The sequence below is a fragment of the Burkholderia sp. S171 genome, from assembly GCF_009766085.1.
Taxonomy (GTDB): Bacteria; Pseudomonadota; Gammaproteobacteria; order Burkholderiales; family Burkholderiaceae; genus Caballeronia.
Map to the genome: position 1 here is coordinate 50,721 of NZ_LMUF01000043.1, position 13,542 is coordinate 64,262.

General features: G+C 62.0%; 15 protein-coding genes and 1 pseudogene. 2 read left to right on the plus strand and 14 right to left on the minus strand.

Features of this window, described 5'->3' with window-relative positions; all coding sequences use genetic code 11:
- Positions 1 to 7 precede the first annotated feature (7 nt).
- From GSQ93_RS23445 to GSQ93_RS23500, 12 genes and pseudogenes are all read right to left on the minus strand, one after another.
- Positions 8 to 256: a F0F1 ATP synthase subunit C gene (locus GSQ93_RS23445; protein ID WP_046564982.1), complete on the minus strand. Its 249-nt coding sequence runs from the start codon at positions 254 to 256 to the stop codon at positions 8 to 10.
- Positions 253 to 951, minus strand: a complete 699-nt coding sequence (locus tag GSQ93_RS23450; protein WP_158938035.1) for a F0F1 ATP synthase subunit A — start codon at positions 949 to 951, stop codon at positions 253 to 255. Before GSQ93_RS23450 ends, GSQ93_RS23445 begins: the two co-directional genes overlap by 4 nt.
- The gene (locus GSQ93_RS23455; protein ID WP_158938036.1) at positions 948 to 1,226 is read right to left on the minus strand and encodes an ATP synthase subunit I; all 279 of its coding nucleotides are present in this window, start codon (positions 1,224 to 1,226) and stop codon (positions 948 to 950) included. The genes GSQ93_RS23450 and GSQ93_RS23455 overlap by 4 nt, the downstream gene beginning before the upstream one ends.
- Positions 1,223 to 1,495 (minus strand): AtpZ/AtpI family protein, encoded by a 273-nt coding sequence (locus tag GSQ93_RS23460; RefSeq protein ID WP_174254674.1) that lies wholly within the window; start codon positions 1,493 to 1,495, stop codon positions 1,223 to 1,225. The genes GSQ93_RS23455 and GSQ93_RS23460 overlap by 4 nt, the downstream gene beginning before the upstream one ends.
- Positions 1,496 to 1,542: 47 nt before the next feature.
- Positions 1,543 to 1,986, minus strand: a complete 444-nt coding sequence (locus GSQ93_RS23465; protein WP_158938037.1) for a F0F1 ATP synthase subunit epsilon — start codon at positions 1,984 to 1,986, stop codon at positions 1,543 to 1,545.
- The gene (atpD, locus tag GSQ93_RS23470) at positions 1,983 to 3,554 is read right to left on the minus strand and encodes a F0F1 ATP synthase subunit beta (protein ID WP_158938038.1); all 1,572 of its coding nucleotides are present in this window, start codon (positions 3,552 to 3,554) and stop codon (positions 1,983 to 1,985) included. Before atpD ends, GSQ93_RS23465 begins: the two co-directional genes overlap by 4 nt.
- Positions 3,555 to 3,776: 222 nt before the next feature.
- Positions 3,777 to 5,675: an acetate--CoA ligase gene (acs, locus tag GSQ93_RS23475; protein WP_254074035.1), complete on the minus strand. Its 1,899-nt coding sequence runs from the start codon at positions 5,673 to 5,675 to the stop codon at positions 3,777 to 3,779.
- Between the two features lie 289 nt (positions 5,676 to 5,964).
- Positions 5,965 to 6,714: a YoaK family protein gene (locus GSQ93_RS23480; RefSeq protein ID WP_158938040.1), complete on the minus strand. Its 750-nt coding sequence runs from the start codon at positions 6,712 to 6,714 to the stop codon at positions 5,965 to 5,967.
- 15 nt (positions 6,715 to 6,729) lie between these two features.
- On the minus strand, positions 6,730 to 7,458 hold the full coding sequence (gene fnr / locus GSQ93_RS23485) for a fumarate/nitrate reduction transcriptional regulator Fnr (RefSeq protein WP_254074036.1): 729 nt from the start codon (positions 7,456 to 7,458) through the stop codon (positions 6,730 to 6,732).
- 144 nt (positions 7,459 to 7,602) lie between these two features.
- Positions 7,603 to 8,001: a response regulator gene (locus tag GSQ93_RS23490; RefSeq protein ID WP_158938042.1), complete on the minus strand. Its 399-nt coding sequence runs from the start codon at positions 7,999 to 8,001 to the stop codon at positions 7,603 to 7,605.
- A 156-nt stretch (positions 8,002 to 8,157) separates the two neighbouring features.
- Positions 8,158 to 8,805, minus strand: coding sequence for a response regulator transcription factor (locus tag GSQ93_RS23495; protein ID WP_158938043.1), 648 nt, complete (start codon positions 8,803 to 8,805; stop codon positions 8,158 to 8,160).
- Positions 8,802 to 10,004, minus strand: a pseudogene (locus GSQ93_RS23500) (histidine kinase); the annotation flags it as partial. The pseudogene GSQ93_RS23500 and the gene GSQ93_RS23495, both read right to left, overlap by 4 nt.
- 251 nt (positions 10,005 to 10,255) lie before the next feature.
- Here GSQ93_RS23500 and GSQ93_RS23505 point away from each other — a divergent pair.
- A complete protein-coding gene (locus tag GSQ93_RS23505; RefSeq protein ID WP_158938045.1) occupies positions 10,256 to 10,717 on the plus strand; it encodes a universal stress protein in 462 nt (153 codons plus the stop codon).
- A 56-nt stretch (positions 10,718 to 10,773) separates the two neighbouring features.
- Here the strand turns inward: GSQ93_RS23505 and GSQ93_RS23510 are convergent, their stop codons facing one another.
- Positions 10,774 to 11,280: a universal stress protein gene (locus tag GSQ93_RS23510; RefSeq protein WP_158938046.1), complete on the minus strand. Its 507-nt coding sequence runs from the start codon at positions 11,278 to 11,280 to the stop codon at positions 10,774 to 10,776.
- Between the two features lie 39 nt (positions 11,281 to 11,319).
- Positions 11,320 to 12,168 carry a universal stress protein gene (locus GSQ93_RS23515; RefSeq protein ID WP_158938047.1) on the minus strand — a complete coding sequence of 283 codons (849 nt, stop codon included), beginning with the start codon at positions 12,166 to 12,168 and terminating at the stop codon, positions 11,320 to 11,322.
- A gap of 323 nt (positions 12,169 to 12,491) precedes the next feature.
- Here GSQ93_RS23515 and GSQ93_RS23520 point away from each other — a divergent pair, with 323 nt between their 5' ends.
- Positions 12,492 to 13,529: a zinc-dependent alcohol dehydrogenase family protein gene (locus GSQ93_RS23520; RefSeq protein ID WP_158938048.1), complete on the plus strand. Its 1,038-nt coding sequence runs from the start codon at positions 12,492 to 12,494 to the stop codon at positions 13,527 to 13,529.
- The last annotated feature ends 13 nt before the right edge of the window (positions 13,530 to 13,542 follow it).

Genomic DNA, 13,542 nt, shown 5'->3' on the forward strand with positions numbered 1-13,542 from the left:
CGCGCGCTCACTTTATGAACGGATTGGCGAACAACACAAGCAGCGCGATGACCAGGCAGTAGATCGCCATGGTCTCGATCATCGCCAGGCCGACGAACAGCGTGCGCGAAATCGTGCCGGCCGATTCCGGCTGCCGGGCGAGCGCGTCCATGGCGGCGGCGACCGCTCGGCCTTCGCCGAGCGCCGGTCCGATTGCACCGAACGAGACCGCGAGCGCTGCGGCGAGAATGCTCACTACCTGGATCAGATTGTTCATTGCTGGCCTGCCTCTTTGCTGGAAGTTTTTGAGGTGTTTTCGGCTAGCGCGGCGCCAATGAAGACCATCGCGAGAACCGTGAAGATGTACGCCTGCACCGCACCGGTCAGAAGATCGAGCGCCATCAACGGGATAGGGACGAGCAACCCGGCGAGCGACAGCACGATGCCGACGACGAACACACCGCTCATCACATTGCCGAACAGACGCACGACTAACGAGAAGGTCCGCGTGATCTGCTCGACCACGTTGAGCGGGATCATGATCCACGTGGGTTCGGCAAAGGTGGCGAGGTAACGGCCCAGGCCGCGCGTGCGGATGCCGTAGAAAATGGTCGCGAAGAATACGATCAAGGCCAGCGCGGCATCGGTCTCTACGTGAGCGGTGGGGGGTTCGACACCGGGCAGGAGCGACGACCAGTTACTGACCAGGATGAACAGAAAGAGCGTGCCGACCAGCGAGCGATATCGTTCAGGCTCGGCTTGCATGGTGTCGCGAATCTGGTCGTCTATGGTGCTGACCAGCAGTTCGAGAACCGTCTGCACTTTCGATGGCGTGAGCGACAAGCGGCGCGTGTACCAGGCCGCGCCGCCTGCGAGCAGGACCATGATGACCCACGTCGCCACGACCGGCGCTGATACATCGATCGGACCGATATGGAACAGTGTGGCAGTGACGAGCGGCGAGGCAATCATGGCGCGACCTGGACGCGTCGCAGGATAAAGCCACGCGCCAGCAGTAACCCGGCCGCGCCGCACAACAACGGCCACGCGCCCAGTTTCGCCAGTACACCGAATAGAACGGCCACGCCTGCGAGGCGCGAGAGTTGCAGACCGATTGCCTTGGCCGGCGTTCCGGAAATTAGCAACCGGACATTCCAGCGCAAGGTTGCGAAGTGGAGCGCACCGGCCGCGATGCCGACAAACGAGCCAATCGCGATTTGGGCGACGAGCGGGAAGTGATAAGTCATTGCCGGTCCCTCCGGGTTTGCCGATGCATCCATTTCCATGCAGACCACAGGCCGACGGCAGCGCCTGCCATAAGCAGTGGCGCTGAGAAAAACACGCCGGTGTTGAAGTGCCGGTCGAGCCAGTGGCCGATCACAAGTCCAAGCAGCGTCGGCACGACAATGGTCCAGCCGAGAATGCCGATCTGACCTAGGCGCACGCCAAGCGACGGTTCCGGCTCTTCCAGCAACTCACGTTCGCGTTGCACGGCTTGTCGCGCAGCGTGGGCCATGCGGTCGGTGTCACGCTTGGGATCGATATCGTCAGGGGAGGGCTCAGTCACGGTCCTGCTCCGTCCGCCTGCCCCGCGCCCGGGCGCAGATACCGCAACAACTGCCGCACGGCTTGCGCATGAAGTCGGGTTTCGTCTACGCGGGCACGCCGCACTGTATCGAGCTGCGCCGCGCGTGCGGCATCGACTTGCGCCTCCAGTACTTCGAGCGATGTGCCGCTCGTGCCCATCACACCTTCGCGGCATGCAATCGATATCTCCTGTCCACCCGACACGCGCAGCACACCTTCCTTCACCGCACAAAATTGTTCGACGCCGTCAGCCGCATGCCAGCGCAGCACGGACGGCGCAAGCACGGTCAGGAACGCTGCGTGGCCAGGGAGAATGCCGAAACTGCCGGTAGCGTCCTCGGCGCGCAGTGCGACGACCTCCGTGCTGTCGAACAGCACGCGTGCCGGCGTGGCGATGGTCAGGTGCAAAAGCGCGCTCATGATTCGACGTGCTCCGCCGCGTGTTTGATCTCAGCCGCGGGCGGCGTTGACGAGGCCGCTTCGCGAGCACGTGCTTCATCGATCGTGCCGATCATGTAGAGCGAGCTTTCCTGCCAGTTGTCGCACTCACCAGCGAGGATCGCCTTGCAGCCGGCAATCGTATCGGCGACCGCGACGGAGCGGCCTGGCACACCCGTAAACGCCTCCGTCACGGTGAATGGCTGGCTCAGGAAGCGCTGCAGACGGCGAGCCCGTCCAACGATGCGACGATCGTCCACGCCGAGTTCCTCGACGCCGAGCAGCGAGATCACGTCCTGCAATTCCCGATAATGTTCGATGGTCTTGCGCACCTCGATGGCGATCGCGGCGTGCTCGTCACCGACGAAAGCGGGGTCGAGCAGGATGGACGACGAAGCGATCGGATCGATGGCCGGATACATGCCTTCCGCGGCCATCGAACGCGACAGGACGATCATGCTGTCCACGTGCGCGGCGATGGTGGTCACGGCCGGGTCGGTGAAGTCGTCGGCGGGGACGTAGACGGCTTCGATCGCGGTCACCGACACGCCGCCAACGGACACAATGCGCTCCTGCAGTGCGGCCACTTCGCTTGCGAGCGTCGGCTGATAACCAACCCGCGACGGCAGCCGTCCGAGCAGGCCTGAAACTTCCGCGCCGGCCTGGACAAACCGGAAAACGTTGTCCATCAGCAGCAGCACGTTCTGGTGACGTTCATCGCGAAAGTATTCGGCGACCGTGAGGGCGGTCAACGGCACCCGCCAGCGCGCGCCGGGCGGCTCGTTCATCTGCCCGTAGACCAGCACGGTACGCGGCAGCACGCCGGAGTTGCGCATGTCGAGCAGCATCTCGTGGCCTTCCCGCGAACGCTCGCCGACGCCAGCGAACACCGAGATACCTTTATAGCGTTCGACCATTGCATGAATCAGTTCCATCACGAGCACGGTTTTACCGACCCCGGCGCCGCCGAAGGTCGCCGCCTTGCCGCCCTGCGCGAGCGGCGTCAACAAGTCGATGACCTTGATCCCCGTCCAGAAGATCTCGGTGGCCGCACTCTGCGATGCAAACGGCGGCGGGGCGCGATGAATCGGACGGCGCGGGACATCGTCGGCGAAGGGTGCACCGCGGTCTCCCGGCGTGCCGGTGACATCGATCAGACGTCCGAGCATGGCTTCACCCACCGGCACGAGGATAGGTCCGCCTGAAGCACGGACGGCCGTGCCGCGATTCAGCCCGTTGGTCGACTGCAATGCCAGCGCGCGCACCGTGCGCTCATTCAAGTGAGCCTGCACTTCCGCGATGATCGGCGGTCCGCGATCGGTGAAGATGGACAACGACTCTTCGATGAGCGGCAACGCGGCGTTATCGAAAGCGACATCCACGATCGCACCCCGCACCGCGACTACCCGGCCCTGCGCTCCATCGACCGGACTCGCGTTCTCCAGGCCGTCCGTCGAGGGATGGTTTGCAGAGGAGGCGACCGGGGGGCGAGTGTTCAATTTGACTCCTTCAGACAGACTGCATTTCCGCCAAGTGAAAGACGTGTGCATCCCGTTTGCCGCGAATGGGGAGTGTGCATGGCGGTCCGAAAACGAAATGCGTTTGGACTGCTGCCAGCGAGGGATGAACGGCGTGGGTGAACGTCAACTGTATCCACCGGCGCGCCCGGATGATTGATCTGAATCAAGGGCACGCGCATGAGTGTTTTGAGCGCCCGGAGGGCCGCGCGCCGGCATGGAGAGACTGCTGCAACCCATGCCGGTCGAGGCGACTTACGCAGGCTCGGCGAACTGCGCGATCACCTGCGGATTTTCAACGGTCGATGTATCTTGCGCGATTGCTTCGCCCTTCGCGACCGAGCGCAACATGCGGCGCACGACCTTGCCGGAACGCGTTTTCGGCATCGCGTCGCCGAAACGGATTTCCTTTGGTTTTGCAATCGGGCCGATCTCTTTGCCGACCCATGCGCGCAATTCGTCGGCTATGCGCTTCACGTCAGCGCCGGTAGGACGCGGGCCTTTCAGCACGACGAATGCAACGATGGCTTCCCCGAAGGTTTCGTCGGGGCGACCCACGACCGCCGCTTCGGCGACCAGCGGACAGGCTGCCAGCGCCGACTCGATTTCCATCGTGCCCATGCGGTGACCCGATACATTAAGCACATCGTCGACGCGGCCGGTGATCGTGAAATAACCCGTGTCGGCGTCGCGAATCGCGCCATCGCCGGCGAGATACAGGGTGCCCCCCAGTTCGTCAGGGTAATAGCCTTTGCGGAAGCGCTCCGGGTTGTCCCAGACGGTGCGGATCATCGACGGCCATGGCTTTCTGATGACCAGCACGCCGCCTTGCCCGTTCGGGACTTCGTTGCCGGTTTCATCGACGATCGCGGCATCTATGCCGGGCAATGGCAGCGTGCAGGAGCCGGCAACAAGCGGGGTAACGCCCGGCAACGGTGTGATCATGTGGCCGCCTGTTTCGGTTTGCCAGAACGTGTCGAGCACCGGACACCGCCCGCCGCCAACCTGCTCCGAATACCAATTCCACGCGCTCGGGTTGATGGGTTCACCGACCGTGCCGAGGATGCGCAACGTGCTCAGGTCGAAGCTTCCCGGATGCACCGCGCGATCCGCTTCAGCGCTCTTGATGAGAGACCGGATGGCAGTCGGGGCGGTGTAGAAAATCGTCACCTTATGGCGCGCGATCATGTCCCAGAAGCGCCCCGCGTTCGGGTACGTGGGCACGCCTTCGAAAATGACCTGGGTCGCGCCGACGGCGGTCGGTCCGTAGCAAATGTATGTATGCCCCGTGATCCAGCCGATGTCGGCGGTACACCAGAAGACATCGTCAGGCTTGATATCGAAGGTCCACTTCATGGTGACCGCGGCCCACAGCAGATAGCCCCCCGTGCTGTGCTGCACGCCCTTCGGCGCACCGGTTGAGCCCGACGTATACAACACGAACAGCGGATGCTCGGCGCTCACCCATTCGGGCTCGCACGTGTCCGCCTGCGCATGCTCCAGTTCGTGCAACCATGCATCGCGGCCGCCGATCCATGGAATCCGGCCACCCGTGCGCCGGTAGATTACGACGGTCTTCACGGCGTCGGTGCCGCCCATTGCAAGCGCCTCGTCCACAATGCTTTTCAGCGGCAGCGTCTTGCCCGCGCGAACCTGCTCGTCCGCGGTAATGATGGCTACCGCGCCCACGTTCGTGATGCGCTCATGCAGCGATTTCGCGGAAAAACCACCGAATACAACGCAATGCGGTGCGCCGATGCGCGCGCAGGCCTGCATCGCGACAATACCTTCGACTGACATCGGCAGATAGATGACGACGCGGTCGCCTTTCTTCACGCCGCGTGCTCGCAGTGCATTCGCGAGCCGGCATACCCGGTGGTACAACGCCTGATACGTGACGGTCGAGACTCGGCCGTCGTCGGACTCGAAGATGATCGCGGTCTTGTTCGCGTTGCCGCTGGCCAGATTGCGGTCTAGGCAGTTGTACGAAGCATTCAGTTCGCCGTCTTCGAACCACTTGTAGAACGGTGCGTCACCGTCGTTGAGAATCTGCGTGAACGGACGGCGCCAGGACAGATGCTCGCGCGCAAGACGTGCCCAGAACGCTTCGTGATCCTGCGCGGCCTCGGCCACGAGCGCGCGATAAGCGTCCATGCTGTCAATCGCGGTGTGGCCTGCCGGAGAAATACCCTGGGCAGGGACGAGAGGGGTCGATTCGATGAGTGACATGGTCTCCTCGCTTTGATCATTGATCGTGAGATCGGCGAGCCAACAGGGGTCGTCGTTTGGGGAAGGGGTTTTGATGGTGGGCTCTTGATGGCCCGATGACGCAACAAGAAATGCGCCGGGTGCACTGGTCAAACACGCAGCGTTTATCCGACTATGAGATGTCCGGTGGATATCTCATTGATACAAGTCAAGCGCGTAGTTCAGCGCCGTGGTTTCACCTACGCTGCCCGACCAGATCGTCCATCAGCGGCACGACTGCCAGCACAACCAGCATTGCCGAAAGAGGCAAGGTCGATATGAAACCCACGTACTTGAAACCCAGCGCACCCGCGAGGCCGCCAATAAAAAACATGCCGAGCAGCGACGCCAGGAGCCGGAGCCTGGATCGGTCCGCCCTGACAGCGGTAACGTCGGGCCCGGACTCAGACACATTCCAATAGAAAAGCTTGCCGAGTTCAATGCCGATATCCGTGACGATGCCGGTCATATGCGTGGTGCGGATTTCGGCTTTGGAGATCTTCGTGATGATCGCGTTCTGCAGGCCCATCACATAGCACAGCAAGCCCACGGTCGCGGGCACGAACAGGAACCGGTTGTTTTCCAGGTTCGATCCGAGCAGGCCAAAGCAGAGCAGCAGCACGGCTTCCAGCATCAACGGCAGCGCGTATTCGCTTTGTGCCCGCCGGCGCCGGCCCCAGTTGATCATGATCGCGGAGGTGGCCGCGCCGGTCGTGAATGCCGCGAGTGAACTCAATCCTGCGACGATGAGACCAAAGTCACCCACTGCGAAGTTATCGGCGAGTGCCGATACGATCCCCGACATATGCGAGGTGTACTGCCCGACGGCCAGAAAGCCGCCCGCGTTGGCCGCGCCTGCGATAAACGCAAGCCAGCGCCCAAGGCGCCGGTTGTTCTGATCGGTGCGCTGCGGCCGCGCGAAACCTCGCAGATACTCTATGGGCATGTCCGTTCGCTTCGATCACACTCCGGCGAGCTTCTCGTTGTCGAGAATGTGTACCTGCTTGCCGTTTGTATCGATCACCCCTGCTTGCTGCAGCTTCGAGAACATGCGGCTGACGGTCTCGAGTTTCAGCCCGAGATAGCTGCCAATCTCTTCACGTGTCATGCGCAGATTGAATTCCGCGGAAGAGTAGCCGCGCGTTTTCATCCTCGACGACAAGTTGAGCAGGAACGCAGCAACACGCTGCTGGGCGGTCATGGTGCCGAGCATCATCATGAGCCCGGATTCACGCACGATCTCGCCGCTCATCATGCGATGCACATGCTGCTGCATGGCCTTCACGTCGTGGCAAAGGTCCTCGAGCAAGTCGAACGGGATGACACACACCTTGCTGTCCTCGAGCGCGATCGCATCGCAATTCTGTTCATCGGAGCACACGCCGTCAAGTCCAAGCGGTTCGCCCGCGATATGAAAGCCAGTGACCTGCTCGTGGCCGTCGCGATGTGTGATGACTGTCTTGAAGCACCCCACGCGCACGGCGTAGATGCTTTTGAATTTATCGCCGGCGCGGTAGAGCGTCTCGCCGCGTCGAACCAGCCGCGTAGAGCAGACAATGGCATCGAGCCGCGCCAACTCTGCCGCGCTCAGGTGGGCAGGCATGCAGATGGAGTGCAACGAACAGTCGGAGCAATTAGTGCCCGCGAGGGCGCCCGGTGGTGGCGGCCTCGTGGTGGCGGAACGCGCCATATGAGCGAGAGGATTTGCAGTCGTTGAAGCGGCGGGTGCGTAAGCGGTAGCTGAGGTCATGCCTGTCTCCAGAAGAGTCGGACGATCACTGAACGGATGAACTGACGAGCTGTACGGATCGGGCGCAGATCGAGTGAGAGGAGGTCATGCCGGCTCGCAAGGCGTTGGCTCGGGGCGGTGCTCATTGGCTAGTCGCACGATAGTGTCGCGGGCCAGTTCGTACTCGCCGGTCTTGTCAAAGAAATAGTGCGCGCCGGCACGCTGGCATGCAGCACGAAACGCCGGTCCCGAATGATTGGTCAACACCATGGTCAGGACAGGCACCGTGGCGCGCGCCAGTGTTTCGACAATCTCCATGCCATTGCCGGCTGCCAGATGCGGGTCAACAATCACGAGATCGGCGTGGGTCATGCGGATGCACCCCAGCGCCGTGTCCGCTTCCTCCGACTCGCCCACGATCACCACGCCGGCCAGCGCGCCGATCAGCGCAGAGAGGCGGCGGCGCACAAGGCTCGAGTCATCGACGAGGAAGATCTTCAGCATGGCGCGCAACCGTTTGAGTTCATGCCTCGAAGTATGGTCGCGGCTATCTCAAAATAAAATCGGCGAGGGCCCAGACATGATGTAGGGGTTTGGGAAGGGCTGTAGGGGTTGGACTACACGCTGGGTGCTTGCGTGTTCGGGCTGTCAGGCGGGCTATCAGCCGTCGCAGTCGTCGTCGAAGAGCTTGTGGCGCATGGCGTAGCGGACCAGCGCGGTGTCGTGCGGCATCTGCATTTTTTCGAGAATGCGGGTCTTGTACGTGCTGACCGTCTTGGCGCTCACCGACAGCGCCTGGGCGATCTGCGTGATCGTTTCGCCCGCTGCAATCCGCCGGAATACTTCGAATTCGCGATCGGAAAGCCGCCGGTGCGGCAGGTCATCGGCCGGTTCGTTCAGGCTTTGCGCAAGCCGCTCGGCCATCGCGAGGCTGACGTACACGCCGCCTGCCGCGACTTTGCTCACGGCCGTGACCAGTTCAGCGCTCGCACTTTCCTTGGTCAGATAACCCGATGCCCCTGCCTTGAACGCACGCACCGCGTATTGCTGTTCAGCATGCATGGTCAGGACCAGGATCCGCAGCGCCGGTTTCTCGTCCTTTATCTGCTTGAGCAGTTCGACGCCGTTCCTGCCGGGCATCGACAGGTCGAGGACCAGCACGTCTGCCGGGGTGGCGCGGATCATCGCCATGGTGCTGGCGCCGTCGCTCGCTTCACCCGCGACTTCCAGGCCCGTCGCGCTGAGCAGGATATGGCGTAGCCCGTCGCGCACGAGGGCGTGGTCATCGGCGATCAATACTCGGGTCATTGCAGCGGTTCTTCCTCGGTGTTTTCCGGATTGTCGGAGAAAGGGTCGTCCTGTTGCAAGGTCGCCAGCGGGAATGTCACGGTCACAGCGAACCCTTGTCCCACGCCAGACTCGATCAGGACCGACCCGTTCAGCCCGTGCGCCCGCTCGCGAATGCCGATAAGACCAAACGACTTGCGCCCGGTGTCGGCACGCTCATGTGCGCCTACGCCGTCGTCGGCAATGCGCAGGATGCAGCGGTCACCTTCCAGATACAACGCCAGATCGACACGGGTAGCTTGCGCATGGCGCGCCACGTTGGCCAGTGCTTCCTGCACGATCCGGAACAAGGCGGTCGCGCCGTTGCGATTAAAAATGGTGTGACTCGCGTCGATCCGCCGCTCGACGTCAATACCGTAGCGGTTTGTAAAGTCGATCGCCAGCCAGTCGATGGCCGGGACCAGGCCCAGGTCATCAAGCATCACGGGGCGCAAGTCGGCGGCGATCCGGCGCATGGAAGCGACGGTTGCATCGATCAGGCGCTGCATGCCGCGCAATTGCGCGCGCGCCTCGGCGCCCGTTCCGGCGCTCAGTTCGAGCGAGGATATATCCATTTTCAACGCGGTCAATTGCTGGCCCAGGTCGTCATGCAACTCCCTTGCAATACGGGACTTTTCTTCCTCGCGGATACTTAGCAAATTCGCGGAGAGCTCCCGCAGTTCCTCGTGCGAGCGCTGCAGCGAACGTTCAGCGTCGACTTGCGCGCTGATGTCGCGCAGCATCACCGTGTAAAGCTTGCCGTTTTCATCGCCGAATTGAGAAATCGATGCTTCGAACGGGAACTCGCCCCCGGTCGCGCGCAGGCCGTACAGTATGCGCCGCCCGCCCATTTGCCGGTCGGACACGCCGGTCACGCCGAACTGGCGCACATGCGCTTCGTGGCCTGCGCGAAAGCGCTCGGGAACGAAGCGGGAAAGGGCGGTGCCGAGCGCGTCGGCCGCCGGGCAGTCGAACAGACGTTCCGCCATCGGATTGAACATGATGATTCGCTGGCTTTCATCGATGGTAATGATTGCTTCCATCGACGACCGGATGATGCCGCGCAGTCGCGCTTCGTCAAGCCGTGTTGAAACCGGGACCGTGGCTTTAGTTGGCCTCGTGTCCTTGCGCCTGAGTGCCATGAAGGCAGCGCCCGCGGTGAGCAGGAGGGCGCCGGCCATGCCCGTTACGCGGGCCTGTCGGCCTGCGCCGCGCTGCGATGCCGGCTGCGATGCCGTATTACGCCGTGGCGCAGACATGGGGTCTCCGGGAAAGGGGGGAATGGGTGCCGCTGAGGTTGTGCGGATCATACCGTGCGGATGCAAATGTGATTTGTGCGGCGCACCCCCGGCCGCGTGAATTGATGTGGATCAAGTGACCGGCAGGCCTGCGCGCCGACACTGAAGCGTGAAGAATATCCGGGGAGCGGGTCATGTATAAACGAATTCTGGTGGCGCTCGACGGCAGCCTCAGTGCGAGCCTCGCGCTTGAAGAGGCGCTCAAACTGGCGCGGGCTTACGATGCGACGTTGATGGTGGCATGCGTTGTCTCGCACGACCTTTGCGATCTCGCGGGCGTGCTCGGAGACGAGGCTGGCAATGCGCGCGCGCACCGGCAACTCGATCATGTGCGCGTTTTGTGCGAGCGTGGCAGAGCACGCTGCATTACTCAGATAATCGATGCACACGGCGCAAGCATCCCGGGTGCCCTCATGCAGGCGGCCCAGGCGTTCAAAGCAGATCTCATCGTGATGGGGGCGTATGGGCCGCGTGGCGTGCGCCGGCATTTGATCGGCAGTGTCGCGGAAACGGTCCTGCGTTCGAGTCATGTTCCGGTCCTCACCGTTCGTGACGATCAACGCGACGATGAACACAATGCGGCACTCGCGCTTTAGCGCATCTCCAATCGATCCGACCGGCGGCGCTTAAGGTGTCAGGGCGGTCCCGCCGCCTATATTGGAGCGTCGGCAACGTCCGGCGTGCTCACATTGCGAGGTTCCTTTTTTTCCGCGGAATGCAGCGGCACCAGCAACACCGGCCGGGTCGAAATCCGCAAGAAGCGCTCGGCTACGCTGCCCAGCACGAGCCTGCGCCAGCCGCGCCGTCCGTGCGTGCCCATGACCACGAGATCGGCGCTGAAATCTTTCGCGGCGGCTGTGATCCTTTGCGCGATATCGTCACCCAAAGGATCGACTTCAACAACCAGCGTCGAGCCTTTGACACCCGCGCGCAGCATCTTCGCGGCAGCATCGGCGAGCACTAGCGCGCCTTCTTTAACGAAGGCTTCGCGTACGAGCGACGGGTCACAGGCCGGTCCTGAATACATCAATTGCGGCACGTCAACCACATAAACCGGCTTGAGTTCCGCGTCGTGTTCGTGAGCGAGTTCGAGGGCGGCGTCGAGGGCGTGCGTTGACGTATCGCTGCCGTCGATAGGAACGAGAATGCGGGTGTACATGAAGAATCTCCTTGGTTCTAATGCAACATCAAAGCAACGTCAATGCGACATCAATACGGGGATGGGCATGGACTCCAGCATGGTGCGCGTCGCACCGCCCATCACGAGTTCCTGCCAGCGCGAGTGACCATACGCGCCCATGACGATGAGGTCGGCACCCAGGTCCGAGGCGCGCGACATCAGCATGTCGCCCATGGGTACGTCGTTGACACCGTCGAGTGCCGCCACTTCGGCCTTGACGTCATGCCGTGCCAGCAGGAGCGCGATATCGGCGCCTGGAATGCGGCTGGTGCGATTGCCGCCGGGCTCGCCTTTCGACTCGTTCAGCCTGACGACGGTGACCTTTTCTGCGCGCTGCAGCAGCGGCATCGCGTCGTGAACAGCACGGGCCGACTCGCGGCTGCCGTTCCACGCAACCATGATGTTCGCGCCGAGTGTCGGAAACACCCCGGTGTAGGGAATGAACAGCACAGGGCGGCCCGCGGTCATGACGAGCGTTTCAGGGAAATGATCGGAAATAAACGATTCCGGATCTTCCGGATCGTCCTGCCCCGCGACGACCAGATCCGCGTACCGCGCATAGCGAGGAATCGCTTCGCCCGAGAAATCCGGGTAGTCGACCCACTGCCCCCTCACGTCCGCACGCACCAATTCCGCGTGGAAGATCCGTTCGAGCGCGCCGCGGCGTTCCTGATGGATTTTACGGTGCTCTTCATAGTAGTCCGCCGCTCCGGCCATGACATAGAAAGAACGCGGATTTGGCGTGAACGCCGAGAACACGCCGGTCAGGTGCGCGTCGAATTGCCTCGCGAGACGCAAGGCGTATTCGAGGCGTGGATGGGCGCGCGCGCTCATGTCGAGTTGAACGACGATGCTCTTGTAGCTCATCGCAGATGCTCCGTTAGTGGGTCGTTGGCGCCAGTGATGCAGTGAGCGGGTGGCGTTGCTCCCGAACCGGTCCGGGACCAGGTGCAGATATTGGACGCTTATAAAAAGTCTATGAGTTCGCGCGTTCTTTCTGTTGATGCAGATCAAGGAGCTGCGTTCTGGTGTGTCTTGAGCGGCACACGGCCGACGTATTGGTCATGGCTGAAACGCTCGCAGCCATGTTCTGATCGTTGATACAGGTCAACTGCGCCGGCGTTCACGAGCCTAGAGTTTTGTTGTGGAAACCCCGTTTCCAGGCATGTGCAGGCAAAAGGAGATTAACGATGAAGGCACTCGTGTATCACGGACCCGGCAGTAAATCCCTCGACGACCGACCGATGCCGAAGCTCCTTTCGGCGACAGACGCGATCGTCAAGGTCACGCGCACGACCATTTGCGGTACGGACCTGCATATCCTGAAGGGCGACGTTCCAACCTGTGAACCGGGCCGCATCCTGGGGCATGAGGGCGTGGGTGTCATCGAGCAAGTAGGTGCCGCGGTTTCAACGTTCAAACCGGGTGACCACGTGCTTATTTCCTGCATCACGTCGTGCGGAAAATGTGATTATTGCCGCCGCGGCATGTACTCGCATTGCACGACAGGCGGCTGGATTCTCGGCAACAAGATCGACGGCACGCAAGCCGAATATGTGCGTATCCCGCATGCGGAAACGAGCTTGTATCCGATTCCCGCAGGTGCCGATGAGGAAGCGCTCGTCATGCTCTCGGACATCCTTCCGACCGGTTTCGAGTGCGGCGTGCTGAACGGAAAAGTACAGCCGGGCAGCACGGTTGCTATCGTCGGTTCGGGTCCTATTGGCCTGGCCGCGTTGCTCACGGCGCAGTTCTACGCACCGGCGCAGATCATCATGATCGACCGCGATGCGAACCGGCTGGAAGTAGCGCGAACCTTTGGCGCGACCGCGTGCGTGAACAATGCAAGTGGCGACCCGGTTGCTGAAATCATGAAGCTGACCGGTGGCATTGGCGTGGACTGCGCAATCGAAGCGGTGGGTGTGCCGGCCAGTTTCGAGCTATGCGAATCGATCATTGCGGCTGGGGGCACCATCGCCAACGTGGGCGTACATGGCGTGAAGGTTGATCTGCACATGGAAGCCCTGTGGGACCGCAACATCACGATTACGACGCGACTGGTCGATACCGTCAGCACGCCCATGCTGCTGAAGACCGTACGTTCGGGTCGTCTTGAAGCGGGCAAGCTCATTACCCACCACTTCAAGCTGGACGATGTGTTGAAAGCGTACGAGACCTTCTCGCAGGCCGCCGATACGCACGCGCTCAAGGTGATTATTGAAGCGTAACGAAGCGGGAACC